20 protein-coding genes, 2 pseudogenes and 1 riboswitch are annotated in these 25,129 nt (G+C 33.9%); of the genes and pseudogenes, 7 read left to right on the top strand and 15 right to left on the bottom strand.

Features of this window, described 5'->3' with window-relative positions; genetic code table 11:
- Positions 1 to 2 precede the first annotated feature (2 nt).
- Together nifD and nifH are read right to left on the bottom strand one after the other, a co-directional pair.
- Positions 3 to 1,610, bottom strand: coding sequence for a nitrogenase molybdenum-iron protein alpha chain (gene nifD / locus GSH73_RS05075; RefSeq protein WP_014759080.1), 1,608 nt, complete (start codon positions 1,608 to 1,610; stop codon positions 3 to 5).
- 19 nt (positions 1,611 to 1,629) lie between these two features.
- Positions 1,630 to 2,448 (bottom strand): nitrogenase iron protein, encoded by an 819-nt coding sequence (gene nifH / locus GSH73_RS05070; protein ID WP_014759081.1) that lies wholly within the window; start codon positions 2,446 to 2,448, stop codon positions 1,630 to 1,632.
- 558 nt (positions 2,449 to 3,006) lie between these two features.
- On the opposite strand from nifH, the gene GSH73_RS05065 reads away from it, so the two are divergent.
- The 4 genes from GSH73_RS05065 to GSH73_RS05050 are packed head-to-tail and all read left to right on the top strand — an operon-like array spanning position 3,007 to position 5,745.
- A complete protein-coding gene (locus GSH73_RS05065; RefSeq protein ID WP_014759082.1) occupies positions 3,007 to 3,828 on the top strand; it encodes a radical SAM protein in 822 nt (273 codons plus the stop codon).
- The gene (locus tag GSH73_RS05060; protein ID WP_014759083.1) at positions 3,825 to 4,166 is read left to right on the top strand and encodes a NifB/NifX family molybdenum-iron cluster-binding protein; all 342 of its coding nucleotides are present in this window, start codon (positions 3,825 to 3,827) and stop codon (positions 4,164 to 4,166) included. Before GSH73_RS05065 ends, GSH73_RS05060 begins: the two co-directional genes overlap by 4 nt.
- Positions 4,163 to 4,948, top strand: coding sequence for a molybdate ABC transporter substrate-binding protein (gene modA / locus GSH73_RS05055; RefSeq protein WP_014759084.1), 786 nt, complete (start codon positions 4,163 to 4,165; stop codon positions 4,946 to 4,948). Before GSH73_RS05060 ends, modA begins: the two co-directional genes overlap by 4 nt.
- A gap of 23 nt (positions 4,949 to 4,971) precedes the next feature.
- Positions 4,972 to 5,745, top strand: a complete 774-nt coding sequence (locus tag GSH73_RS05050) for an ABC transporter permease (RefSeq protein WP_014759085.1) — start codon at positions 4,972 to 4,974, stop codon at positions 5,743 to 5,745.
- 37 nt (positions 5,746 to 5,782) lie between these two features.
- Here the strand turns inward: GSH73_RS05050 and thiE are convergent, their stop codons facing one another.
- The 4 genes from thiE to thiD are packed head-to-tail and all read right to left on the bottom strand — an operon-like array spanning position 5,783 to position 9,188.
- On the bottom strand, positions 5,783 to 6,412 hold the full coding sequence (thiE, locus tag GSH73_RS05045) for a thiamine phosphate synthase (protein ID WP_014759086.1): 630 nt from the start codon (positions 6,410 to 6,412) through the stop codon (positions 5,783 to 5,785).
- Positions 6,413 to 6,414: 2 nt separating this feature from the next.
- Complete coding sequence (thiM, locus tag GSH73_RS05040) at positions 6,415 to 7,215, bottom strand: hydroxyethylthiazole kinase (protein WP_014759087.1); 801 nt, start codon at positions 7,213 to 7,215, stop codon at positions 6,415 to 6,417.
- Positions 7,208 to 8,389, bottom strand: a complete 1,182-nt coding sequence (gene cytX / locus GSH73_RS05035) for a putative hydroxymethylpyrimidine transporter CytX (protein ID WP_014759088.1) — start codon at positions 8,387 to 8,389, stop codon at positions 7,208 to 7,210. The genes thiM and cytX overlap by 8 nt, the downstream gene beginning before the upstream one ends.
- Positions 8,379 to 9,188: a bifunctional hydroxymethylpyrimidine kinase/phosphomethylpyrimidine kinase gene (gene thiD / locus GSH73_RS05030; protein ID WP_014759089.1), complete on the bottom strand. Its 810-nt coding sequence runs from the start codon at positions 9,186 to 9,188 to the stop codon at positions 8,379 to 8,381. Before thiD ends, cytX begins: the two co-directional genes overlap by 11 nt.
- A gap of 64 nt (positions 9,189 to 9,252) precedes the next feature.
- Positions 9,253 to 9,369: riboswitch (TPP riboswitch) on the bottom strand.
- Positions 9,370 to 9,527: 158 nt separating this feature from the next.
- Here thiD and GSH73_RS05025 point away from each other — a divergent pair.
- Entirely contained in the window at positions 9,528 to 9,785 is a 258-nt protein-coding gene (locus tag GSH73_RS05025; protein ID WP_014759090.1) for a hypothetical protein, read from the top strand.
- A gap of 91 nt (positions 9,786 to 9,876) precedes the next feature.
- Here GSH73_RS05025 and GSH73_RS05020 read toward each other — a convergent pair whose 3' ends face one another.
- Positions 9,877 to 11,610, bottom strand: a complete 1,734-nt coding sequence (locus tag GSH73_RS05020; RefSeq protein ID WP_014759091.1) for an ABC transporter ATP-binding protein — start codon at positions 11,608 to 11,610, stop codon at positions 9,877 to 9,879.
- A 38-nt stretch (positions 11,611 to 11,648) separates the two neighbouring features.
- On the bottom strand, positions 11,649 to 12,200 hold the full coding sequence (locus GSH73_RS05015; RefSeq protein WP_014759092.1) for a flavin reductase family protein: 552 nt from the start codon (positions 12,198 to 12,200) through the stop codon (positions 11,649 to 11,651).
- A gap of 270 nt (positions 12,201 to 12,470) precedes the next feature.
- Here GSH73_RS05015 and GSH73_RS05010 point away from each other — a divergent pair.
- Positions 12,471 to 13,338 (top strand): annotated as a pseudogene (locus GSH73_RS05010) (transposase family protein); the annotation flags it as partial.
- A 152-nt stretch (positions 13,339 to 13,490) separates the two neighbouring features.
- Here GSH73_RS05010 and GSH73_RS13575 read toward each other — a convergent pair.
- Both GSH73_RS13575 and tnpA read right to left on the bottom strand, forming a co-directional pair.
- Entirely contained in the window at positions 13,491 to 16,937 is a 3,447-nt protein-coding gene (locus tag GSH73_RS13575; protein WP_014759094.1) for a carbohydrate-binding domain-containing protein, read from the bottom strand.
- A gap of 48 nt (positions 16,938 to 16,985) precedes the next feature.
- Positions 16,986 to 17,399 (bottom strand): annotated as a pseudogene (gene tnpA / locus GSH73_RS05000) (IS200/IS605 family transposase).
- 190 nt (positions 17,400 to 17,589) lie between these two features.
- Between tnpA and GSH73_RS04995 the strand changes: the two are divergent.
- A complete protein-coding gene (locus tag GSH73_RS04995) occupies positions 17,590 to 18,867 on the top strand; it encodes a transposase (protein WP_014759096.1) in 1,278 nt (425 codons plus the stop codon).
- A gap of 690 nt (positions 18,868 to 19,557) precedes the next feature.
- Here the strand turns inward: GSH73_RS04995 and GSH73_RS13855 are convergent.
- From GSH73_RS13855 to GSH73_RS04970, 5 genes are all read right to left on the bottom strand, one after another.
- The gene (locus tag GSH73_RS13855) at positions 19,558 to 19,692 is read right to left on the bottom strand and encodes a family 1 glycosylhydrolase (RefSeq protein WP_152528719.1); all 135 of its coding nucleotides are present in this window, start codon (positions 19,690 to 19,692) and stop codon (positions 19,558 to 19,560) included.
- A 68-nt stretch (positions 19,693 to 19,760) separates the two neighbouring features.
- Positions 19,761 to 20,660: a carbohydrate ABC transporter permease gene (locus GSH73_RS04985; protein WP_014759097.1), complete on the bottom strand. Its 900-nt coding sequence runs from the start codon at positions 20,658 to 20,660 to the stop codon at positions 19,761 to 19,763.
- 14 nt (positions 20,661 to 20,674) lie between these two features.
- A complete protein-coding gene (locus GSH73_RS04980; RefSeq protein WP_014759098.1) occupies positions 20,675 to 21,607 on the bottom strand; it encodes a carbohydrate ABC transporter permease in 933 nt (310 codons plus the stop codon).
- 75 nt (positions 21,608 to 21,682) lie between these two features.
- Complete coding sequence (locus GSH73_RS04975; RefSeq protein WP_014759099.1) at positions 21,683 to 23,065, bottom strand: sugar ABC transporter substrate-binding protein; 1,383 nt, start codon at positions 23,063 to 23,065, stop codon at positions 21,683 to 21,685.
- 54 nt (positions 23,066 to 23,119) lie between these two features.
- Positions 23,120 to 24,178, bottom strand: a complete 1,059-nt coding sequence (locus GSH73_RS04970; RefSeq protein WP_014759100.1) for a LacI family DNA-binding transcriptional regulator — start codon at positions 24,176 to 24,178, stop codon at positions 23,120 to 23,122.
- Between the last annotated feature and the right edge of the window lie 951 nt (positions 24,179 to 25,129).

The following is a 25,129-nucleotide window of genomic DNA, read 5'->3' as shown; positions in this document are numbered from 1 at the left end:
CGCTATTTTTTCCAAGGTGGAGTCACCTCTTTCCAAATTGGATTGTTTATAGCCATATCCATATCTCTTGCAAAATTTACAGCACCTTCAAATGAACTGTAAGGCCCACTGTAGTCATATGAATGTATCTGTCTTGAAGGAACCCCCATCTTTTGAAATACATATCTGTCTTTAATACCTGATAAAAATATATCAGGCTTCAAAGCTTTTATAAGCTCTTCAGTCTCATGATGATTGAAATCATCAATGACGATGGAACCTTCTTCCATATGAACCATCATTCCTTCATAATTCATGAAGTGATCAGGCATCTTACTCTTCATTTCTTCTATTTTTTCTTGAGGATATGCTGGTTCTGTCACTCTCTCAAAATGATACGTGTCAAGTATCTTATGATGAGGTGCTTCTTTTATCTCAGGTATTATTTTGCGTCCTTCGTAATCATCCCGATGAGCAAACTCATATCCTGCAACAATTGTCTCCATGCCGATGTCTTTCAGCAAGTCTTGATAATGATGTGCACGAGAACCGCCAACAAAAAGTATTGCTTTTTTGCCTTTAAGCCTTTCCTTATAATAGTCAAGTCTAGGTTTTATCTTCTTAAGCTCTTCTTCAATAACTTTTTCAGTGTTTTCGTATATCATCGGATCGTCGAAAAATTTAGCCATTTCCCTTAATGATTCTATTGTGGAAGATATGCCTATATAATTTACTTTAAGCCATGGAACTCCAAATTTTTCTTCCATCATGCGGTTTGTATAGTTTATAGATCTGTGGCACATCAATATTGAAAGTTTTGCCCTGTGAGCCTTTGCAAGGTCATCGTATTTTGAGTCTCCTGTAAATACACTTACAACACGATATCCTATCTTTTGAAGCAGATCTTTCACTAACCACACATCGCCGCCAATATTGTATTCGCCGAATATGTTGATATCGTACGGTGTCGGGTCTTCTAGTTCCTCCGTCCCAACTATATCCATAATAAGAGTATTGCTGGCAAGATGATGCCCGGCAGATTGGCTGACACCTTTATAACCTTCACAGCTTACAGTAATTACTTTTATTCCAAGCTCTTCTTCGGCTCTTTTGGCAACGGCTTTTATGTCATCGCCAATAAGTCCCACAGGACATGTAGCATATATACCTATAACTTTCGGCTTAAATATCTCATACGCTTCTTTTATAGCGCCATAAAGTTTTTTCTCGCCACCGAAGACTACGTCTTTTTCCTGCATATTAGTAGAAAAGCAATTTTTTATGAAATAGTTATAGCCTTCTTCTGGCTCTGCAAGATTTCTTCTAGTGTTCCATGTATAGTATCCACATCCAATTGGTCCATGTGTCAAATGAAGAATGTCTTTTACAGGTCCAAAAACGACACCTTTTGCGCCTGCATAGCTACATCCTCTGTTTGTCATAATCCCCGGAATTGTTGCAACGTCTGCCATTATATGCTGTTCCTCGCTTGGATCTATCACTACAAGGTGCGTTTTCCTCTCTTTACTAACCTTTTTAGGATAAGAATCTGTAATGTCTTCAATCAATTTCTTGTTTTTTTCAACTGGACTCTCCATCATATAATCTTGCGTATGATTTCTTTCGATCATTTATAGACCCCCTTTCAAACTAATCCATAAGTCCATATTCTATGAGGAGTTTTTCAAGTTCATCTGTTGGCATTGGATTTGGTACTACAAACATGTCATTTTCATCAATTCTTTTTGCAAGGGCTCTATACACATCTGCCTGTGGTGCCTGTGGATCATAATCAATAACAGTCTTTTTATTTATCTCAGCCCTCTGAACGATATTGTCCCTTGGAACAAAGTATACAAGCTGCGTCCCTAATTTTTTGCAAAATGCCTTTAGTAATTCTTCTTCGTTGTCAACTTTTCTTGAATTGCAAATAATACCGCCTAACCTTACGCCTCCTTGATTTGCATACTTTCGAATTCCTTTGCAGATGTTGTTTGCTGCGTACATCGCCATCATTTCACCACTGGCAACTATATATATTTCTTTTGCTTTGCCTTCACGAATAGGCATTGCAAAACCACCACAGACGACATCACCAAGGACGTCATAAAAGACATAATCAAGATCATCATCATAAGCTCCTAAGTTTTCCAGCATATTTATCGATGTGATGATACCACGACCTGCACATCCAACACCTGGCTCAGGGCCGCCTGATTCGACGCATTTTGTATTGCCATAGCCAGAACGCATAATATCGTCAAGTTCTATATCTTCACCTTCATCCCTTATAGTGTCAAGAACTGTTTTTTGATTTAATCCATGAAGCAAAAGCCTTGTTGAATCTGCCTTTGGGTCGCATCCAACTACCATGACTTTTTTACCCATTTCTGACAATGCTGCAACAGTATTTTGAGTCGTTGTTGATTTTCCAATACCACCTTTACCATAAATAGCTACTTGTCTCATCGTTAAAAACCTCCTTAAATTTTTCAATATCTTTATATTTTTTATTAGTATCTAGATCAAATTTACAATAACACCAAAATCATCACCCCCTAACAAAATAACGCCATGTATATATACAGTGAAAATATATATACATGGCTCCATTGCCAAAACAAAAAGCGCTTTTCATTTTAGAAAAGCGCCTTTGCTTATTACAATATTATAAATTTAATATTCATTTTTATTTTAGTCATGAACTTAAAAATGGCTGTCTTTTGGAATAAAGCAAAATAGATATGTCAAATAAAATTATGTATTAGGAAAGTCTAGCAAAAATTTATTGTTGTTAAAATGATATCAGTATTTTTATTAAATGTCAAGCAAAAAATTTTAATACTTTACAAAAATAAAGTATTGACATTAAAAACATACTATGCTATTATATTTTCAATAATTTTCATAAACAAAAAAATAAAAGACGAGGAAGTCTTTAGCCATTCGGTTAAAGACTTTTTTAGGCACTGGAGCCTTTAATCAGTCGATTAAAGGCTCCAAAATTTTTTATAAGGAGAGGATAAAATGAATAAAGAATTTAATACGGTAGGTTTTGGACACCCATGTTTTAATCCTGATGCGACTTTATATCACGGCAGGGTGCATTTGCCTGTAGCACCTAAGTGCAATATAAAGTGCAAATACTGCGACAGAAAGACAGGGTGCGTAAATGAAAACAGACCCGGCGTAACAACTAAAATTATGGATCCGTATGAAGCAATATTATATGCTAAAAAGATGTTAAAAAAAGAGCCTCGCATTTCTGTCATAGGAATAGCAGGCCCCGGTGACCCACTTTACAACGATGAGACATTCTTAACTTTTAAATTGATTTCCTTAGAATTTAAAGATATGATCAAATGCTTAAGCACAAATGGATTGCTTTTAAGCGATAAGCTACCTCTTTTAATAAACTGTGGTGTAAGCACAATAACAGTGACAATAAATGCTATAGATCCTAACATAGGTAAAGAAATATACGATTATGCAATCTATAAAGATAATACGTACAAAGGAATAAATGCAGCAAAATTACTTATAGAAAAACAGCTAGAAGGCATAGAAGCTGCTTGTGACAACGGCTTACTTGTAAAGGTCAATACTGTCTTAATACCTGGTATAAACGATAAGCACATAGATGATATAGCAAAAAAAATAAAGGAACTTGGTGTTGCCATCATGAATATAATGCCTCTTATTCCACAAGCTGAATTTTCACATTTAAAAGCTCCCAAGTGCAATGAACTTGAAAAAGTAAGGCTTCAAAATTCAAAAATTATAAGTCAGATGTACCACTGCAGGCAGTGCAGAGCTGATGCTGCAGGACTTTTAGGTGATGATATATGATGCATAGAATTGCTATCGCATCAAGAGATGGTAAGATGGTTAACGAACATTTTGGACACGCAAAAAGATTTATCATCGTTGATTTATATGATGATGGAAATTATTTTGTCCGTGAAGTCAGAGAATGTATTAATGCATGTGGTGGTGATGATTTTTACGACAGAATGAATATTGTAATAGACAAAATCAAAGATTGCGAGGCAGTCTTCGTATGCATGATAGGAAATGCAGCCATAATGAGGCTCAAAGAAAGAGGAATCAAAGCATGCGTAAATCCCGGCATTATAGAAGATGTGCTGAAAGATTATTTGATAAATTTTGAGGGTGATAAACAATGAAAGACCAAAAGATAATTTGGCTCCTTATGTCTATCTTTCTAATCATTTTAATGGTAACAGGATGCGATATAAACGCCAGTGAAAGCGGCAATAAATCCTTGACAGTTTTTGTTGCTGCAAGCTTAAAAGATTCTATGGATACAGTTATCAAGCAGTTTGAAAAATTAAATCCAGATGTCAAAATAATCTTAAATTCTGCTGGAAGCCAAACATTGAGGGCACAAATAGAGCAAGGAGCATACGCTGACATATTTATTTCTGCTGATGAAAGAAACATGACGCCACTTTACACCGAAAAACTTGTAGAGAAACCTAAAACATTATTATATAACAAGCTTATTGTCATTGCATATAAAGATAGCAGTATAAATAGCTTTATGGATATAAAAAATTCCGGAGTGAAATTAGCTCTTGCAGATGAATCTGTCCCAGCCGGTAAATATGCGCTTGATATGCTGTCAAAAATCGATGCTGACTATAAAGGGTTCAAGGAAGCAACACTGAAAAATGTCGTTACAAAAGAAGTAACTGTCACAGATGTTGCACAAAAGGTTGCAATGGGTGAAGCAGACGCTGGCATTGTTTATATTACTGATGCAAAGCCATTTTCTGGCAAAATAAAAGTTATTAACATACCTGATAAATACAATGTCATTGCAACATATCCTGCTGCTATCGTTAAAAATACTAAATACAAGACTTTATCGTCGAAATTTCTAGATTTTTTATTAAATGGAGATGGAAAGAAAATACTAAAGGATTACGGATTTATAATGAAATGATAATCATTAAAGAGGTGTTTCAAATGACGTATATTTATTTAACCATATCAATTTTGATTTTTTTCTTATTAATACCTTTTATTTCGCTGATAATTAGAACTCCTTTAAATATAATAGTAACTGAAATCACATCTTGTCCTGCAATCAATGCACTACTCCTTAGTATCATATCATCTAGTGTGACCGTCGTCATCACATTTTTATTTGGAACACCTCTTGCATACTATATTGCATTTAAGAAAGGAAAGATATCTACATTTACCGAATACCTTGTCGACATACCTGCAATTTTACCACCTGCAGTTGCAGGAATTGCCCTTTTGATGGCATTTGGTAGAGAAGGCATCATAGGAAAATTTTTGAGTTCAATAGGCATACAAATATCATTTACAGTGATAGCCGTAATATTAGCACAGATTTTCATATCATCCACATACTACATCAAAGCAGCTTATTCTTCATTTATGGCTGTCGATAGAACAATATGGGAAGAATCACAACTAATTGGTGTCAGCGATTTTAAGCTGATGACAGCCATATACATCCCGATAACAAAGAGATTTCTCATAACTGGACTTATAAGCACATGGGCAAGAGCTATTGGCGAATTCGGAGCAACTATAATCTTTGCCGGCAATCTAGAGGGAAAGACGAGAACAATGCCGCTAGCCATATACACTGCAATGCAAAGTGACTTAAATTACGCTTTAAGCCTTTCTGTTATAATGGTCATGTGCTCTCTTATCATGATCTACCTTTGCAGGTTTATGATAAAAAAAGATGCTGGCAAAATTTAAAAAGCACATCCTATTTACAAGAATGTGCTTTTCATACCTACTTTGATATAGCATCTTTTAATCGCCTTGTGGCAAAACCTATATCATCTGATGCCATGATCTCTGATACAACTGATATTCCATCAACGCCTGTCTTCATCACATCTTGTGCATTGCTGTATTTTATACCTCCGATGGCGACAACAGGTATATTCACTGCCTTTTTAATTTTCTCTAAATTCAAAAGCCCTATTGCTTCGCCTATGTCTTTCTTTGTGCCTGTATAGAATACAGCACCTGCCCCTATATAATCAGCACCGTCTTTTTCTGCTTTTACCGCCTCATCTACGCATCCAGCAGATATGCCGATTATCTTATCATCTCCCAAGATCTTTCTTGCAATGCTGCATGGCAGATCTTCTTGACCTAGATGAACGCCGTCTGCATCAACAGACAGAGCTATATCGATTCTGTCATTAATTATAAACGGAATGCTGTATTTTGCTGCAATATCTTTTAATCTCTTAGCAATCTCATAAAATTCCTTCGATGAAACATCCTTTTCCCTAAGCTGCAGCATAGTAACGCCGTTTTTTAGTGCCTCTTCTACAGCATCGTAAAAATCTCTACCAGCCTTCAAAAGCTTTCTGTCAGTAACCAAATAAAGAGATATGTCAAAATCTTTCATGCTTACGCCTCCAATACTTCAATATCAGCGTATTTCCTTATCATGTCAGAGTCTAGAATGTATAGATAATCTATAAATTTTGTCCTAAATGATCCGGGGGCATTGCACTCTTTTTCCGCCAACTCACCAGATATATTCATAATAAGAAGTGCTGCTAATGATGATATCACTTTGTCATCGCTGCAAGCTGAAGTAGCGGCCATTATTGCACCTAAAGTACATCCTGCCCCTGTTATTTTTGTAAATAGATTTGCACCGTTATTTACTTTTACCACTCTCCTGCCGTCGCTTATATAATCTTCTTTTCCTGTCGATACAACAACCGTCTTTGTATGTTTTGCAAGTTTTACACAAGAATCAACATTTCCGCTGTCATCAAGGGAGTCTACACCTTTGACATTTGCGCTTTCACCTGATAGAGCCTTTATTTCTCCGCCGTTTCCCTTAATAATGCTTATTTCTCCTATTTTCAAAAGCATATTTACAAAGTCAACTCTGCTTTTTATGGCAGCACAGCCTACAGGATCTAGGACAACTGGTTTTTTGTGGTCTTTTGCTGATATTACAGAATTGATTATTGTCTCTTTAGTCTCATTATTTATAGTGCCTATATTTACATACAAAGCATTTGAAATTGCTGTAAAATTATACGCTTCGTCTGGTGACATCACCATTGCAGGAGATGCCCCGATACTAAGTAGCGCATTGGCATTGTCGTTTATTACGACGTAATTTGTTATTGCGTGAACAAGCGGTACTTCTCTTTTTAATTTTTCTAAAACTTTTATTGCTTCTTCAATCATAAATTTTCTCCTCTCTCTTATTTAAAGACTTAATTACTGGATATATTACAGCAGTCAAAATTATCGTTCCTATCGTTGGCGTTATAAACCACTTTGAAAGGTTTGTGCCGTAGTATGTAAGGTAATTATACGTTAAAGCTCCAACGATAAATGAAATAGTTGCAGGTACATTAAGAAGCCTATTGCTTTTACTATTCATCAAGAAGAAATCCTCAAATACCACAGTATACGCCGGGATAAACACGCTTCCTATGGCATACAAGAAGTTTTGGTAGTTGTCCATTGGAAATAGATATGCTGCAATCAAACCTACTATTGAATATATTACAAGTAAATTTTTTCTGCTTAATCTTGCTTTGACAATGGACAATGTGGAAACAGCAGCAGAATAAACATCCATAAAAGTCGTAGTAACCGTCGACAAAAGTATTATAAGCAGCGGTACAACACCTGTTTTTATTGATGCAAAGTATGAAATTATATCTTTGCCGCCTGTTTTTAGCGCAACATATAAACCTATAAAATACATGAAACAGCTTGCTATGAAGTAACCTGCAAATGTATATATAAAGCTTGACTTTCCATCTTTACTGTTCATAGTGTAATCCCCTACCAGTGGAAGCCATGATACAGGCATAGCAACAGCAAGCTCCACTGCACCGCTGAAGCTCATGTCTCCCGTTACTTCCGCTATTTTCCCGCCTTTTAAAAATACAACTACGAAAATAGTCAAGATAAACAGAAGTACAACAGCAATATTGTTTATCCAGTAAGCTTCGCTGTCAAAGAATAAAGTCCATATCAAAACAGATACACCTACAATAAAAATCCCTAAAGAAGTAGACATGCCAATAGCACCATTGAAAGCCTTTGCAGATTGTAATATCATAACAGCCGTCCAACCAATCAACTGAAGCACGTTTAAAAATCCTATAAAGATCATGCCTCTGTCTCCTAGAACGACCTTAGTTGATTCTATTGCAGGCTCTTTAACCTTATAGGACATAAGTCCTCCCAGCGCAAAAAACAACGTACCGATTATGTGACCTAGAAAGATAGTTAAAAGCCCTTTTGTAAAGCCTAATGGTGCAAACAATGAACCTGTATAAACCTCAGCAATGGATATTGCCGCACCTGCCCATATCAAAAATAACGTCGAGTTTTTAATCTTCATAGTCTATGCCTGCTTTCCTGTAAAGATCTACTAAATGTCCAACAGGTCCTACACCTTTCCCTACCTCAAGAGAATTTTTAATAGCTTCTGTTATGTAGCTTTTTGCACTCTTAACTGCATCTTTTAAATTTAATCCTTTGCCTAGGTATGCAGCAATAGCAGAAGAGTACGTGCATCCTGTCCCATGTATGTTTTTAGTATCGATCCTCTCCTGTGGCAGGATTAAAAATTCATTTCCATCGTAAAATACATCAGTAGCATTTTCTACAGAATGACCGCCTTTTACAACGACAGCTTTTACACCCATGTCGATGATTTTCTTTGCAGCCTCCTTCATGTCTTCAATTCCCTCAATATTCATTCCGGTGAGTTCACATGCTTCTGGTATATTTGGCGTTATTATATCTGCCATAGGCAAAAGTTTTGTCTTTAAAGCGTCTATGGCATCCTTCTTAAGAAGGTAATACCCACTTTTCGATATCATTACAGGGTCTAATACGACATTCTTCGGATTCCATCTTTTAAGAGATGATGCAATGGCGTCAATGATCTCTTGGCTTGATACCATGCCGATCTTTACGGCATCCACCTCTGTATCATCAAATACGCAATCAATCTGCTTCTTTATGATATCTGCATCCATCTCCCTCACATCAAAAACACCTACAGTATTCTGTGCCGTCACTGCCGTAATGACGCACATGCCGTATACTCCAAGGGCACAAAACGTCTTTAAATCTGCCTCTATGCCAGCACCGCCAATGCTGTCTGAGCCTGCAATTGTAAGTAACTTCTTCACATCAATTCCTCCTTTTTGTCTGCCTTAAGGAAATAAAAATGAAAAAAGTGTGCTGGATAAGCACACTTAAAGTCCAATGTACTCCCTACACCGGCATTATCCAGATCAGGTTTATGGGTCATAGCAGAAATAGCTGCTAACTCTCAGCCGGGCTATCACCCCAGCTCCCCAGACAAAAATATTTACTTTTACTTTATTTTAACACAAATTATCTGACTTGTACAGGATATTTCACTCTATCACCAAATTTTCCTGCTGGTAATTGTACAATAACTTTGTTCTATTGACATTATATATAATGTCATATATAATATCGTAGAAGTTTGGAGATGATAGCTTATGTCCAAAAAAGAAAAGTTAATCGAGAAAATTAAAAACAATCCTAAAACAGTGCGTTTTGAAGAAATTGATAAAATTTTATTAGATGTTGGCTTTGTTCGAACCCAACCTTCAAAAGGCTCTAGCCATTATACATATCATTTTGAAAACTTGACTATAACTATACCATATAAAAGACCTTATATTAGTGAAAGCTGCAGACGAAGAGGGCACCAGCTTAAATCAATATATAATTTATTTATTAAGCAAGGGACTTAAAGAAAATCGAAAATATATATAGATATGCGTTATTAAGCGCATACCTATATATGACAAAATGAAATCATATAATGATGATTTGACAACCTCCTTAAACTATTGTCAAATTTTCCTGCTGGTAGTTGTACAGATTATAATATACACCTTTTCGATTCATAAGCTCTTCATGCGTGCCCTCTTCTTCTATTCCATTTTCAGTAAGTACGATTATCCGTTTAGCATTTCTTATAGTTCCTAACCTGTGAGCGATTATGAGGGTAGTCCTGTTTTTCGATAGATTATCAATAGACTGCTGGATAATCGATTCACTTTTGTTATCAAGTGACGATGTTGCTTCATCAAGTATAAGTATCGGAGGATTTTTTAAAAACATCCTTGCAATAGATATTCTCTGCTTTTGCCCACCAGATAATTTAACGCCTCTTTCTCCAATATACGTATCATAGCCATCTTTTAGCTCCATTATGAAGTCGTGAGCATTTGCAGCTTTGGCCGCATTTATTATTTCTTCGTCACTAGCATCTAATTTACCGTATGAGATGTTTTCTTTTATTGTGCCCGAAAACAAAAATACATCCTGCTGGACAATGCCTATATTTTCTCTCAATGATGAAAGCTTCACATCCCTTATATCTATACCGTCAATTTTTATGGAGCCAGCATCTATCTCATAAAACCTCGGTATAAGGCTTAGAAGTGTGGTCTTACCTGCACCTGACGGCCCTACTATCGCAACCGTCTCCCCGTGTTTTATCTTAAGGTTTATTCCAGATAAAACTTCTTTTTTGTTGTCGTAGCTAAATGTGACATTGTCAAACTCAATATTGCCTTTCACATCTTTTAACTCTATCGCACCTTTTTTGTCAGCTATCTCTGGCTCTGTATCCATAAGCTCCACAAACCGCCTAAATCCAGCCATTCCCTGTTGATATTGCTCTACGAATCTTAAAAGCACAGTCAAAGGCTGCAAAAACTGGCTTATGTATATGATATATGCCACCAAATCACCTGTATTTATAAGTCCTTTTGATATGAAATAACCACCTGCTGCAAGAGTAATCACAACTGATATATTAGAAAGAAAATTTACACTGGAATCAAATATGCCAATATGCTTAACTGCTTTTGACCTGGCGCTTTTGTACATAGAGCTTTTATTGTCAAATTTAAGCTTTTCAAATTTTTCCCTTACAAATGATTTGACGACCCTTATTCCTGTAATGCTTTCTTCCAATGTAGCATTCATCTGTGCCTGCGTCTCACGGACATTCTTCCATATAACTTCAAACTTATTGTTGTAAATATACATGTATATAAACATAAAAGGTATTATGGTGAATACAACCAATGTCAGTCTCACATCAATTGTAAGCAAAAGTATGAATGTACCTATTATCCTTATGATAGACAAAAAAAGATCCTCTGGACCATGATGTGCTACTTCTGCTATCTCATTTAAGTCATTGACAACCCTTGACATTATATAGCCTGTCTTTGTATTGTCATAGTAATTCATAGACAGTTTCTGAAGATGTGCAAAAGCATCCTTTCTCATATCGTACTCTATGTTTACACCTAAAACATGTCCGTAGTATCCAACTATGTATTCAAGTATCATCCTTCCAAAGTACATAATTGCTAATAGTATTGCAAATCTGTATATAAGGTTAAATTCTTTATTTGGTATAACATTGTTTATTACATTTCTCGTCACCATTGGAAAGACGAGATCCGACGCTGATATGAAAAATGCACAGGTCATGTCAAGTATAAATAGCCATATATGCGGCTTGTAATACGACGCAAACCTTTTTATAAGCCTCAAAAAAATCCCCCCGTCTATTAAGTCCGATTATTACTCTCTCACACACCCTCAGGAATCCATTTTTCCATCATACTTCTGTAATTTAGCACCTTATCACTATCTACTGTAAAAGTACCATCGCCATTGGCATGAAATGTATATTTCCCTTTTTTGTCTTGATCTACCCACAGGCAAATCCCTTCCAGTACAACAATCCCATGTTTTTCAATATAATCCTCGACTTTACACTCTATACATGCAATACATTCTTCTATAAGAGGTGCCTTTACACTTTTTGCAGGCAATGGTGTCAGTCCAAATTCCTTAAACTTATCAACTTCCGTACCTGATACCGTACCAATTCTTACGACTTTCTCAATCATATCATCACCAGGAATTGCTATCACACATTCCTTCGTCTTCATCATCGTTGTAAATGAATGATTCCACGCTCCTGTTGATATTGCAATGTGCGGGATAAAATCCGTAACCATGTGCCATGATATAGTCATTATATTATTTTTGTCACCTTCCCTTGTCGTAACAAGTATAACAGGTCCCGGCTCAAGAAATGTAAATGCTTTTCTGATTGATATTTCTGTAAATGCCAATTTTATCATCTCCTAATAACAAGAGTATTGTAAATAATTCTTATATTACTATATTATAGCATAATAAATATACTAACTATAGATGAGAAAAATCACTAACATAAATTACCATAATAAACTTACATGAAAAAATTTAATAAAAAATAGAGACAAATGCTCGTTTCTATGGTATTAATATATTGCTGTACCAAAACAATATTAATCATAGGAGTGGAGCAAATGTCTCATAATAAAAGAATAACAGAAATTTCATCAATAATCTAGTACTTAATGAAAATAAATTTTGCATTATATTTCTCTAAGCCTGTTATTCGCCATATTTTAGAATTTATAATTGCTGCCACTCAAAAGGGTTATAGTGATACTGTTACTGATGTAGTTAATTTAAGCTTTGCTAATTGCCATAGAACTACCTTTGGCAAATTTTTAAGCCAAGGTGTTTGGAATATAGAATATGCATGGAAAGCTATAAGGCGAGAAGTTATTCGTATTATATTTGAATTATCCCAAATTAGCAACAAGCCGATATTTGTGATTTTTGATGATACTATTGCTGAAAAGACGAAGCCTTCGTCACAGGCTAAGCATTCTATCCAGGCAACAGGATTCCATCAATCACATCTAAAAGGGAAACAAGTTTGGGGACATCAACTTCTTACCATGATGCTATCCTGCGGCAAAGTAGTATTGCCTTACTACATTGAACGCTATGAAAAAGGTGGCAAAAGCAAAATCGAAAGAATATGTGAAATGGTATCTATGCTTCCAATACCTAAAGGGCTAGCATATGGACTATGTGATTCATGGTACATAAACAAAAAAGTAATAGAAGCACATTTTGAAAGAGGATACCATCTCATAGGAGCACTAAAAACTAACAGAATTATCTATCCACAAGGCATCAGAATTCAGATAAAAGATTTTGCCCAATATATCGAAAAGGACGAAGTTCACCTTGTTACAGTGAACACTTCTAGGTACTGGGTATATCGTTATGAAGGAGCCTTAAATGGCATAGATAATGCTGTAGTAGTATTGTGCTGGCCTGAGAAAGCTTTTAAAAATGAGAATGCTCTACATTGCATTTATTTGTACTGATACTGAATTAGGTACCGAGACAATTCTAATTTTCTCATCTATAGTTTCTTTATATTTTTATCCAAATATGCATTTACTAAAATCAGAAATATTTGCTTTATCTATTTTCCTTGGCAAAAAAAAGATGCTATTATGCATCTACATATAACATATAACTCACAATTAATATAAATTTATTAAATATTAGCATACTTATATATTACCTACTTTATCCAAAACACTATATATAACCGCTGCTGCTTCCGCTCTTGTAGCTTCATTTTTAGGTTTAAATTTGTTGCCCGGCTCTCCTTCGATAATTTGAAGCTTCATGGCTTTTAAAACTGCATTTTTTGCCCAAATACTTATCTCATTATCATCAGTGAAAGAAGTATTTCCATTTATGTCACTATACTGAGTTAATTTCTCATATATTCTCATTGCAATAGCAGCCATTTCCTCTCTTGTCAATGGGTCATCAGGTCTTATTTGTTTACCATCACCACTTATAATGCCTGCACCATATGCAGCTTGTATAGCACCCGCATACCATGAGTCACCTTTTACATCGTTAAATTCTCCTTTATACGATGTTTCAGAAATTCCTAATGCTCTTACAGCCATTGATGCAAATTCAGCTCTTGTAATCTTGTCATTAGGTGCAAAATTATTGCTGTTTTCTCCACTTACAATGTGCTTTGCTGCAAGTACGCTTATTACATCTTCAGCCCAAAAATCACTATTAACATCTTTAAAGTTCTTTTCTAATTCAAATACTGCATAAACCGACGATGATATCGCATCATATGTTATTGTCTTCGTACTTTTATCTACACTTCCACCTAAATATTTCCACTGACCATTCGATTCATCATAGCTGTAAATTCCTATTTTTCTTATATCTTTTGCTCTATTTACATTTAATGACAAAATAATTGGTAACGTCATCTCTACATCTTTGTCACCTGAAGTTATTTTTATGATGTATGAATTTGTAATAGGCATAAGTTCACCATTATTACTATTTTCATTATTAGTTATATGAAATTTTACAGAATCGCTTAACCCATCTAATTTTATAGATTGTCTTGCTAATTCAAATTTCATTTCACCAGAGTTTACTACTATGTTCTTATTGTTTTCATATGCTAAAACCAAAATACTTACTGGCACTTCAAGAACTTTTTGATTACTATCTCCAACTTTTGTAAGATCAAAAACTATTTCATTTGTGCTCGTATCTTTTATATCATTCATTATACTATCTTCATCAATTTTTGATACACTGTTACCAGATATTATTATTACATCTTGTTGCTTTTCATTGACTGAATTTGATGTATACGATGAAGATGCAGATACATTTGAACTACTATTACCATTTTGTGATTGGTTATCTACCTCAAATTTTACATTGTCTAAATACATTCTACCAATAAAGTCACTGTTCTCATCAGCAACGACTATGATTATATCGCGTAAAACAGTATCTGGTGCAATTGCTTTATTATCCGCAATTTTATCAAGGTCAAAGCTAACTTTAAAGTGATACAATCCATCATTCGTTTTCGAAAGCTGAGATAGCGATTCTAACGGTATATTATATGTGTCAGATTCTTGAGCCCAATAACCTAAACTTGGAGGTGCAAAAGCCAAATTAATCGCCAGCGAACCTTTATTTGCACGGCTTGGATTAAGGTAAAAATCAAATGCCAAATACTTATTATCACCTCTGGTAGCATTAATGTTTCGAAGAATTAGACGAGGCGCAGAAGCCCAATTATCAATAGGTTTTACATCAGGGTATTGAACTTCCCATGATAAGGCATGGGAACCATTTGATTCTTGTATAGTAAGTGCACTTTTTACTCCTGATGATTGATCCCAATCCCAGCCTTGACGAGTCATATCCTCAAAATCTGATGGTAACATCGCAGTCCCCAATGGATCATTTTTAACCGGCTGCTCAACAACTGTACGATTTCCTGACACTGTAATATTATCTATATAAACAGTATCTTCATTTTCTACACCAACAAAAAGAATAATATTAGTCAAAGTATTGTCACTCGTATCTGTTGCAATAGCTTCAAGATTTGGAGCATCGTCTTTAGTTATAATCAAAGTAGCTTCATATGTGCCATCCAACTGTAACGCAAAATCATCCGGAGTAGCTATGACAGCACGATTAGGGTTAGCCCATCCATGATTGGTACTCTGCGGAACAGCAGCAATTGACACAGTAGTAGGCTCTAAAACAACTACATCTATCATCAACTCACCTGCTCCAAATATATCTGGCTTTATAGTTGCCTCATCAGCCGAAATACGTACATTCGCCCAAAAATTTCCTTCAGAAACATCTTTACTATCCTTCATACCATCAATTTTTAACATGTTATTTTCATTTGACAATTTGATGCTTTGTATAGGACTATCTTTATTTACAACAAACCCTTGAGTCGTTCCATCGTTAAAATCCCATACTACTGTTTTATATGGTTTTTTTGAACGATCAATTGGTTGATACGGAATTCCTTTTATGCGTGCACGAACATATTCTCCAGAAACACTAAGCTCTGGGATGCTCCATACTTGATCAGGTCCTGGGTCTAAATTAGTTGCTTCAGTTTCTCCTGCCACATAAGGTGTAAAAGCTGCAGAACTCTCATTTTTGTTAGAAAGTGACCAATTGACCCAGCTGATATTGTTTTCATTTAAGTAATTAAGCCACTTATCAGCCTCATCTAAATAAGGTCCACCATTTCCGCTTGCATCACTTGTACCCCACTCCGTTACAAAAACAGGAAGGCCATGTTCAATTGCATATACCATGTTACCAAAAACATATCCTGGTTTGCCATCCTCTTCCGTAAGATGAGTACCTGTATAAAAATGCACTGAATACATAGTATTTTTATCATTAATAGGATCTTCCACTGCCAAATCTGGACGCTGACTCCAATTTGGACTGCCGACAATTACAATATTTTGATTTCCCGTATCTCTTAGCATTTTGATGATAGGTTCTGCGTAAGATTTTACTTTTTCCCAGCCATCCAGATCATTTGTAACACCTGGAGCATTTGAATTAGGCTCATTTGCCAATTCGTAAATAATATGCTTATCGTTTGGATATTTTTGCGCTATCTCTTTGAAAAAATCCAAAGCTCCGCTATATATATCTGCATTTGGATCGCCAGGATTAAGTACATGCCAGTCAACAATAACATACATGTCATTCTTAATAGCCAAATCGATACCTTGTATTACCTTATCTTTAACACTTGAATCTGTAGCATATCCTCCTTCGCCAACATACATTGCAAGTCGTATTACATTTGCCTCCCAATCTTTAGAAAGTGCTGCGAAGGCATTATCATTAATAATTTGCGGAAACCACTGCAATCCATGAGAGCTCATGCCACGAAGTTGTATTGGATCTCCATTCTCATCTGCAAGTATTTTCCGTCCATTCTTTTCGACAACTTGTAAAGCTCCTGCTACAGATGGTTTTTTTACATTATCATTTCCAAGTAAGTATGGATACTTTTCAGTCTCATAACTTTGCTTACTGGTTGCCCCAATAATAGGGATAGAATATACTGCCAGTACAAGGGTCACGAAAACAGTTATTATCTGTCTCGCTATCTTGCTCATTTTATATGACCTCCTTTAATTTATTTTATTTTTTTAAAACCCAAAATCTTAAGGATATTGAGTTTTAATGTCTTGATTTTGCATATATACTATTATCACTTCATCTGTTACATTGCCACTACTTGCTACAAAGTATCCTCATGCCCACGTATGTTGTCCCCAAAATTGTTTGTTAAGCTCCTTATTTTCCATCAGAAGCTTTATTGAACTGTATCCTTTTATATATTGTACTACCTTACTTACTGACAAATGTGGTGGTGCTGACACTAGTATGTGTATATGATCTTTTGACACATGCCCTGATAATATTTCTACTTCGTTATTTTTGCATACCATTCTTATTAGTTCTCTTGTCCTTTCTGCTATTTTTCCGGCCAATACAGGTTTTCTGTATTTTATTATCCATATTACATGATATTTTAGATCATACGTAGCATGCGACGACTTTCTATAATTTTGCATATTTATCACCTCTAGTTTATTTTTCACTTAGACTTGTGCATATCTCAAAAGCCTTGATTTTAGCCATTTTTAAGATATGCTTTTTTCTTATCACCCTGAAAATTTTTTATCTGATATGTAGGATTTCCTGCCTTTTATGTCGAATTATTGTATTATTAGCATCATTAAACATTAAAGGAGGAAACCCTACATGTACCAGCTTCAACAAGTTTTAAACATTATTGACCTTTTTACTTCTCAACCTAAAATTGATTTTTATACTTCTTTATTTAGCAATCTTGATTTGTCTTCCATTCCTGAATTCCCGCCTTCTAAATTTGGCCCTAGAGGTTATTCTCGTCATGCCCTCTTTAGAGCCATCATTGTTATGAAAGCTGAGAAATTCGGTGAGATTTCTGATCTCATTGATTATCTTAATAATAATCTTATTATTGCTCACCTCTGCGGTTTTGATATTACTAAAAAGTTGCCCTCTTATTGGACTTTTGATCGTTTCCTTAAAAATTTTGATCATAAATATTTGTCTTATGTTATGCAGAATCAAGTTAATATTCTTAAGGATTTCGGCCTTATTTCTGGTGAATCTATTTCTTTGGATTCTACTCCTATTAAGGCTAATACTAAGTTCAATAATCCTAAGTGTTTTTCTAAAAATAAATTCTCTAAAGATAATCAGCCTAAGTCTGACAAGGATTGTAGACTTGGTGTTCATACTGCTTCTAATGATTCTTCTAATAAAAATTTTGAATTTTATTGGGGATATAAAAACCATATTATTATTGATTCTTTGTCTGGTCTTCCTATTGCTGAAGTAACCACTCCTGCTAATATCCCCGATTTTGATGCTGCAATCCCTCTTTTATCTGAAACCAACAATTGGTTTAATCTTGAAGGTGTCAATTTTATTGCTGACAAAGGCTATGATGTTAAGAAAGTCTATAGTTTTGTGAGAGACACCCTCCATGGTCATTGTTTTATTCCTCTTAATAAGAGAGGCTCTAAAACGCATAAATTAACTGATGATGGTCATGTTGTCTGTGATGCAGGTATTCCAATGATTAAAGATGGTAAAGAGTATTTCGATGGTTTTATTAAGCAAAAACATCGTTGTAAATACTATAAGTCTAAAAATGATTCTCTTTGCCCATGCCATCATCCCAAATACTTTAATGGCAAAAAGTACAGGGGTTGCATTAAATATACTTCTATATCTACTGATTACAGGTCTTCAATTGATAGAAATTCTATATATTTCAAATCCAAATATAAATTAAGGACAGAATCAGAAAGATATAATTCCCGCTTTAAAGCTTTAGATTTTGAAAGGGCATACGTTAGAAACATTGATTCTGTAAGTAATTTAAATACTTTTGGCCATATTACTTTATTGACACTTGCTATTGTTGCATATAAATCAGGTAATATCGATAAAATTAAATCTCTTGATGGTTTAAAGCGTTTAGCTTAATTTTTATATGTTTTAGTTCTCAATTTTTGCCATCAATTATCTACAGGATTTTTATGCCCTTTTTCAGCTCTTTTTTTTCTTTTATTTAGTTTTAAATGTTCAAGTATATTTTTTAGCCTTTATCATTTACATTACCTACCTATTCTGGTTTTTATTTTTGATCGATTTTTTAATTATGCTCATATCTATTTTTCACTAGAAGTGAATATTTATTTTGTTGACCTACAGGTTTCAACTTAAGCTGAGGTATTTAACCCCATTATACAGACATTAAAAACTTTTATACTCATCGTACTATTCATGTGTATTTTCCATTATTACTTTTTAATACCACTTTCCATTTTCCATTTTATGGTCCAGCGCATGCCCACCTAATGCATAACTTAAAATAGAGGTACCATGGTCATTATGTGTTATCCACTGTAATATTGAATCGCAAAACTCATCAAATAATTTTATATCATATCTTAAATACCAATTTACTGCCTATATTTGGTCATCCTCCCGTGCCATACTCATTATGTCATACACCAATTATAAATTGTTAAATAGGTAAAATATCATTTTTTAAGTTCTCAATAATCTTTTCATGGAAATTCATACCATTTGGATCAAATATCAATCTCCATGAAAATCCTCGGTCATGAATATAAAATCTGTACGTCTTTACACATATATCTTTTAATAATTTTATATCATCCTTACAAAAAGATAATAGTCACATGCAAAATCACCAATATTGTAATCATATACCTTTCCTTCAGTTTTTGGAAATGTATCCCTTATAGATGGAATAGTTCCATCTTCATCATACGCACCTTCTATCTGATATGCTTATGTAAGAGTTCCCAGATGAAATCATCTTTAAATTTTTTCAATGAAACCACTCATTTTTATCCTTTTACAGCACCTGCTGTCATTCCACTAATAAAATATTTCTGCAACAAGAAAAACATAAGAGCAATTGGTATAGTAACTACAGTAGATGCCGCCATAAGCAAATCGTATCTGTTCTGATATTGGCCTACAAAAAGTCTTATACCAACAGGAATAGTTTGAACATCTGCTGAAGTAGTAAGTACCCAAGCAAATAATAATTCATCCCATGCCATAAGAAATATATATATCGCGGTTGCAACGATTCCAGGTATTGCTAAAGGCAATATCACTCTTAAAAATGCACTAAACTGAGTACACCCATCAATTCTTGCAGCTTCTTCTATTTCCATCGGAATAGATGCAAAAAAACCTCTTAAAATCCATATGCTGAATGGTATATAAAAAGCCGAATAAGTTAATATTATCCCATGATATGTATTAACCATTTTTATTCCAAAAGTTTGCTGCATTTGTATAAATATTAAATATAGAGGTAATAAAAATAGTATCCCTGGTATCATCTGTGTTCCAAGCGTTGCAATACCAAACAAATTCGAACCTATAAACTTGAATCTAGCAAGTGCATAACCCGCAAGTATTGCAATAGACAAAGCTAAAATTGTCGTACATGAAACGATTATAACACTGTTCTTAAAATACATCCCAAAATTTATATTTGTCCACATATCATGATAGTTAGCTAATATATTTTTAAAACTCGGCCTTATATCACCACTAAGTAAATCTTGTTGATTTGTTGTTGAAGATATAACCATCCATATAATTGGGAAAACTGTAAATGCAACAAATATCCACAAACATAATAAAGAAATTATTTTTTTAATTTTTTTCTTTTCTCTATAATTAAATTTCAATATTGATTTTCTTTTAGTTACAACGTCTTCTTTAATCAAACAAGATTCCCCCTTCAATTCATTGTTAAAGAATCTTTAAAAATTTTATACCATATCCCGGTTAACATTAAAACAGTAATCATTAATAAAACAGATGCAGCAGCACCAGTTCCAAATTGCCACATATTGAATGAATTCCTAGTTATATTTGTCATAATTAAGTCTCCCCACTCTCCAGGAAATCCTGAACCATTTCCAAACATCATTGCAACTATGTTATAGGAATAGATACTACCAATCATTCCAAATAATAAAAGTGTTCCTATAACTGGTCTTAAAAATGGAAGAGTGACATAGTAAAATTTTTGCCATCCTGTAGCACCATCTATTTCTGCAGCTTCGTAAAAATCACTTGATATGGACTGTAAACCTGCTAAAAGCATTATCATAGTCATTGGAAAAGAACGCCAAATTGTAGGAATTATTATTGCTACAATTACATTTGAGCCTATGAGCCAAAATGGCTTATAAGACAATAAATGTAAATAATTTACAAGTATTTTGTTTATAATGCCATTATCTTGCTGCCACATAAATCCCCACAAAATTCCAACAACATATGATGGAACAACCCATGGAAGTAAAAGCATTGTTCTTGCTATACCCCTTCCCTTAAACTCTTGATTTAATACCAATGCAAGTAACATGCCAATAACAAGTACTCCAAAATTAACAACAATCGTATAGATAATAGTATTTCTTACTGCATCTAAAAAGCCTATTCTCAAAGTGCTTGTAGGATCAAACAAAATTTTATAAAAATTTTGAAATCCTACAAATGGTGCGTGTAAAAATTTTAATAAAGTATACTGATTTAAATTAAGTAATGATATATATAGACCTTCTATCATTGGGACAAAATGAATCATAAGCATTGCAACGATTGCAGGAAGTATCAGTATATATGCTAACCTATTTTTCTTAAAATTTTGCTTCAAAAATTCCATAACTTAAAAACCTCCCTACTGGTATTGCATGTCATTACAAAAACTATGTATTTGTAATGACATGCTTTTCATTTATTATTGAGATTGTTTTAGAGCACCGTTTACTTCCTCTGCAGCTCTATCCATTTCATTTTTTATCATATTGGGATTAAATTTACCATTAACACCAGCAACATCATCCCAAACCGTACCTATATGCTTAACCATTATATTTTCAATAGAACCCCATGCCGGAATAGCAGGGTATGAACGACCATATTCTGCTATCTCCTTAAATACTGACCTATTTGGATCATTTGCAATGAATGGATCATTAAAAGCTTCTTTTACTGCAGGTAGCTGTCCAGACACTTTAGAATATGCTACTTGTGCCTCTTTTGAAACAAGATATTTAATTAATTCAAAAGCCTCATTTTTGTTTTTTGATGATTTAAAAATTGCTAAATCGCTACCTCCAAAGTAAGAAAATCTACCAGCAGGACCTTGAGGAAGTGGTACAACACCATAATCTTTAGCAATTGGTGAATCACCCATCCCTCCCTTGTCTGATGGTGTTTCAAAATTTTTTATCATCCATGGTCCATCTATTATCATTGCATAGTCACCATTTGCAAAATTACTTTCGATATCTGCTGTATTTTTTTCAAGTGTAGCCTTTGGTACAAGCCCTTCAACTGCGAAATTTGTATAAAAGTCAAGCCCTTTTAATGCTGTATCATTGTTAAAAGCTGCTTGTTGATCATCAGGTGTTAACAAGTCTCCCCCTGCTTCCCAAATCCATGGAGCTACATTGTGTAAAACATTCCAATCATTTTTGCCAGGTATACCTAATGCCGCAATTTTTTTCCCATTAATATCTATGTTATTGATTTTTTTTGCTGTCTCAAGCATTGAATCCCATGTATTAAGTCCTTGCTTTGGATCAATTCCAGCTTTTTCAAATACATCTTTCCTGTAAAATATTCCTCTTGTATCAACAAACCATGGTATTGCAGTTGTAACACCTGAATTTTTTATACCTGTCGTTGTCCATGCTGAAGGTAAAAACACCGATGCACCACCCACTTCAGAAATTTTCGAAGTTAAATCTTCAAGAGCACCCATTGAAGAAATTGCTGCAACCCATGTTGTACCAAGTTGAACTACGTCCGGAGCTTCTCCACTTGTTGCTGCTGTCGTTATTTTAGTCCATGCAGATCCCCAATCAATAACTGTAACCTTTACGTTTATATTAGGATGAGTGTCTGTAAATGGTTTCACAACATCTAAAAAATCTTTGTCAGGTGACGGACTATTAGGCATTATCCAGACATTTAAAGTAACTTTTTCTTTAGTACCATTTTGCTCATTCAATTGAGTGTTACTACTACCACTACTATTAGTAGAAGATGAACATCCTGTTAATGCTCCAATTGTCAAAATTACTGCAAGCACTGTGACAATAATTTTTTTAAACATTTAAAAACCCCCTTATATTTTGTAAACACGTGTTTAATTTATATAATAAAGGCTCTAAGCCTTTATTCCACTATTATTATTTTTATCTTCAAATACTTTACAAGATTCTCTCTCAATAAGTTCAACAGGTACAATGAATTTTGCCGTAATTATTATTTCATCTTCAATAGACTTGATTAGATTATTTACCGCAATTTCAGCCATCTGTAAAAGTGATACTTTCATTGTAGTCAAAGAAGGTTTTAAATACCGCGATATAGCAATATCGTCAAATCCAATTATAGAAATATCATCCGGTATAGAATAACCTAGATCATTAAGTGCCTTCATTGCCCCTATAGCCATTTGATCATTAGAAATAAAAATTGCAGTTGGTCTTGACTTTTTAAATAGTTTTATTATTGCTTCATAACCACCTTCTTCTATGAAATTTCCTTTTACAACAAGGCTATTATTATAAGTTAATTTCGTTTCTTTTAAAGCCTTTTTGTAGCCTTCAAATCTTTCAATTCCTGATAGTTTATCCATGTCTCCAGATATATGTGCAATTTTTTTATGCCCTAATTTTATAAGATGTTTCGTAGCTTCGTATGCACCATTAAAATTATCTGCATTTACAATAATACAATTATTAAAATCATCTTTTATTTCCTGATCTATTATTACAACTTTTAAGCCTGCATCAATTAGATATTTTATATCTGGGTCATTATTTTTAACACCAATAAATATAGCCCCACTAATAGTTTTATTATAAAAAACTTCTTTCACTTTCTTAAAATCTTTACTCTTATAAACCGTAATAACAAGAACGTTATATCCACGTTCATTTGCGAAATCAATAACAGCAGTTGTAAATGGTCCAAAATATACATTGTCGTAAACTTTGTGAATATCAATTTTTCTATTTAGATCAACAATCACAAGTCCAATTGTATTTGACATTTTGCCTCGCAGCATTCTTGCTGATGCATGCGGCACGTAATTATATTCTTTTATTACTTTTAAAACCTTTTCCCTCGTTTCTAGAGGTACATTTGGATAATTGTTTATTACCCTTGAAACAGTACTCCGTGATACTCCAGCAATTTTCGCAATTTCTTTACTATTCATTTTTTAACTCCTTATTACATATATTTTTTCGATAATTCGTGTTAATTTTACATCAAATAAAATACTGTTTCAAGTGTTTAATTTTTTAATATGATCTATAAAATTTAAAAATTTATATTAATATTAATATAAATAATTTGAAATTCTAATATAACTACCCCCAATATATTAGTACAAACTAATAATTTTATAAACACGTGTTTACTAATAATTATTATATACTATAAACTTTAAAAAATCAATATTTACGATATTTATTTTTTATATATTGATAATATAAACTTAATTTCCTTTATCTTAGAGTAAAATTATAGTTGGCAAATAAATAAGCTATCCTATAATTCGGATAGGCAAGAGCATAATCATCTTGTATAATTTACAAAAGAATTTACAAAGTGGTGACTATGCTTAATAATAGTTGTTTAAAGATGTTATAGATTTCAAGACGTTAAAACAAAAAGCATTATTTCGTGTTAAAATTCCAGTGAAAAATTTATTTTTACTAGTGTTTCAATATTTTACATCTAGTTTAATATATGGTAATAACAAATTCAATTGGATGTCAAAAATAGTTACACTTTCCCCTATCTCATGAAATTTTAATTTTTTCTAAGTTAACTCTACACAATTTTATGTTTTTTGTAGTAAAACTATTATAAAAATGATGTTTTTATCATGCAATTTTTTCTTTAGTTTCCAGTAAAAAACGGAAAATCACATATTGCTAGCTACGCTTCGTTAAACTATATAAATCATCAAGCTTATCGCTCTAAAAATTTTCAAATACAAAATCTCTAAACAAGAAGTTTATTATACTGTTTTGAAACCATGACGGCCCATGATGAAAGCTATAATTGAGGCTATTGACTAGGAGTTAGTGGAAATATTAAAGGGACAAAGAAAAAAATACCCTCACAGAGGGAAAAAAAATTCGTACACAGTTGCATACGT

It is taken from the genome of Thermoanaerobacterium aotearoense (genome assembly GCF_009905255.1).
GTDB lineage: Bacteria > Bacillota > Thermoanaerobacteria > Thermoanaerobacterales > Thermoanaerobacteraceae > Thermoanaerobacterium > Thermoanaerobacterium aotearoense.
This window is presented reverse-complemented; position numbering and strand designations above follow the sequence as displayed.

What these genes read in the sequence shown, in the direction of transcription:
- nifD (WP_014759080.1), bottom strand. Translation starts at nt 1,610, where the DNA reads ATGATCGAAAGAAATCATACGCAAGATTATATGATGGAGAGTCCAGTT.
- nifH (WP_014759081.1), bottom strand. Translation starts at nt 2,448, where the DNA reads ATGAGACAAGTAGCTATTTATGGTAAAGGTGGTATTGGAAAATCAACA.
- GSH73_RS05065 (WP_014759082.1), top strand. Translation starts at nt 3,007, where the DNA reads ATGAATAAAGAATTTAATACGGTAGGTTTTGGACACCCATGTTTTAAT.
- GSH73_RS05060 (WP_014759083.1), top strand. Translation starts at nt 3,825, where the DNA reads ATGATGCATAGAATTGCTATCGCATCAAGAGATGGTAAGATGGTTAAC.
- modA (WP_014759084.1), top strand. Translation starts at nt 4,163, where the DNA reads ATGAAAGACCAAAAGATAATTTGGCTCCTTATGTCTATCTTTCTAATC.
- GSH73_RS05050 (WP_014759085.1), top strand. Translation starts at nt 4,972, where the DNA reads ATGACGTATATTTATTTAACCATATCAATTTTGATTTTTTTCTTATTA.
- thiE (WP_014759086.1), bottom strand. Translation starts at nt 6,412, where the DNA reads ATGAAAGATTTTGACATATCTCTTTATTTGGTTACTGACAGAAAGCTT.
- thiM (WP_014759087.1), bottom strand. Translation starts at nt 7,215, where the DNA reads ATGATTGAAGAAGCAATAAAAGTTTTAGAAAAATTAAAAAGAGAAGTA.
- cytX (WP_014759088.1), bottom strand. Translation starts at nt 8,389, where the DNA reads ATGAAGATTAAAAACTCGACGTTATTTTTGATATGGGCAGGTGCGGCA.
- GSH73_RS05025 (WP_014759090.1), top strand. Translation starts at nt 9,528, where the DNA reads ATGTCCAAAAAAGAAAAGTTAATCGAGAAAATTAAAAACAATCCTAAA.
- GSH73_RS13575 (WP_014759094.1), bottom strand. Translation starts at nt 16,937, where the DNA reads ATGAGCAAGATAGCGAGACAGATAATAACTGTTTTCGTGACCCTTGTA.
- GSH73_RS04995 (WP_014759096.1), top strand. Translation starts at nt 17,590, where the DNA reads ATGTACCAGCTTCAACAAGTTTTAAACATTATTGACCTTTTTACTTCT.
- GSH73_RS04980 (WP_014759098.1), bottom strand. Translation starts at nt 21,607, where the DNA reads ATGGAATTTTTGAAGCAAAATTTTAAGAAAAATAGGTTAGCATATATA.
- GSH73_RS04975 (WP_014759099.1), bottom strand. Translation starts at nt 23,065, where the DNA reads ATGTTTAAAAAAATTATTGTCACAGTGCTTGCAGTAATTTTGACAATT.
- GSH73_RS04970 (WP_014759100.1), bottom strand. Translation starts at nt 24,178, where the DNA reads ATGAATAGTAAAGAAATTGCGAAAATTGCTGGAGTATCACGGAGTACT.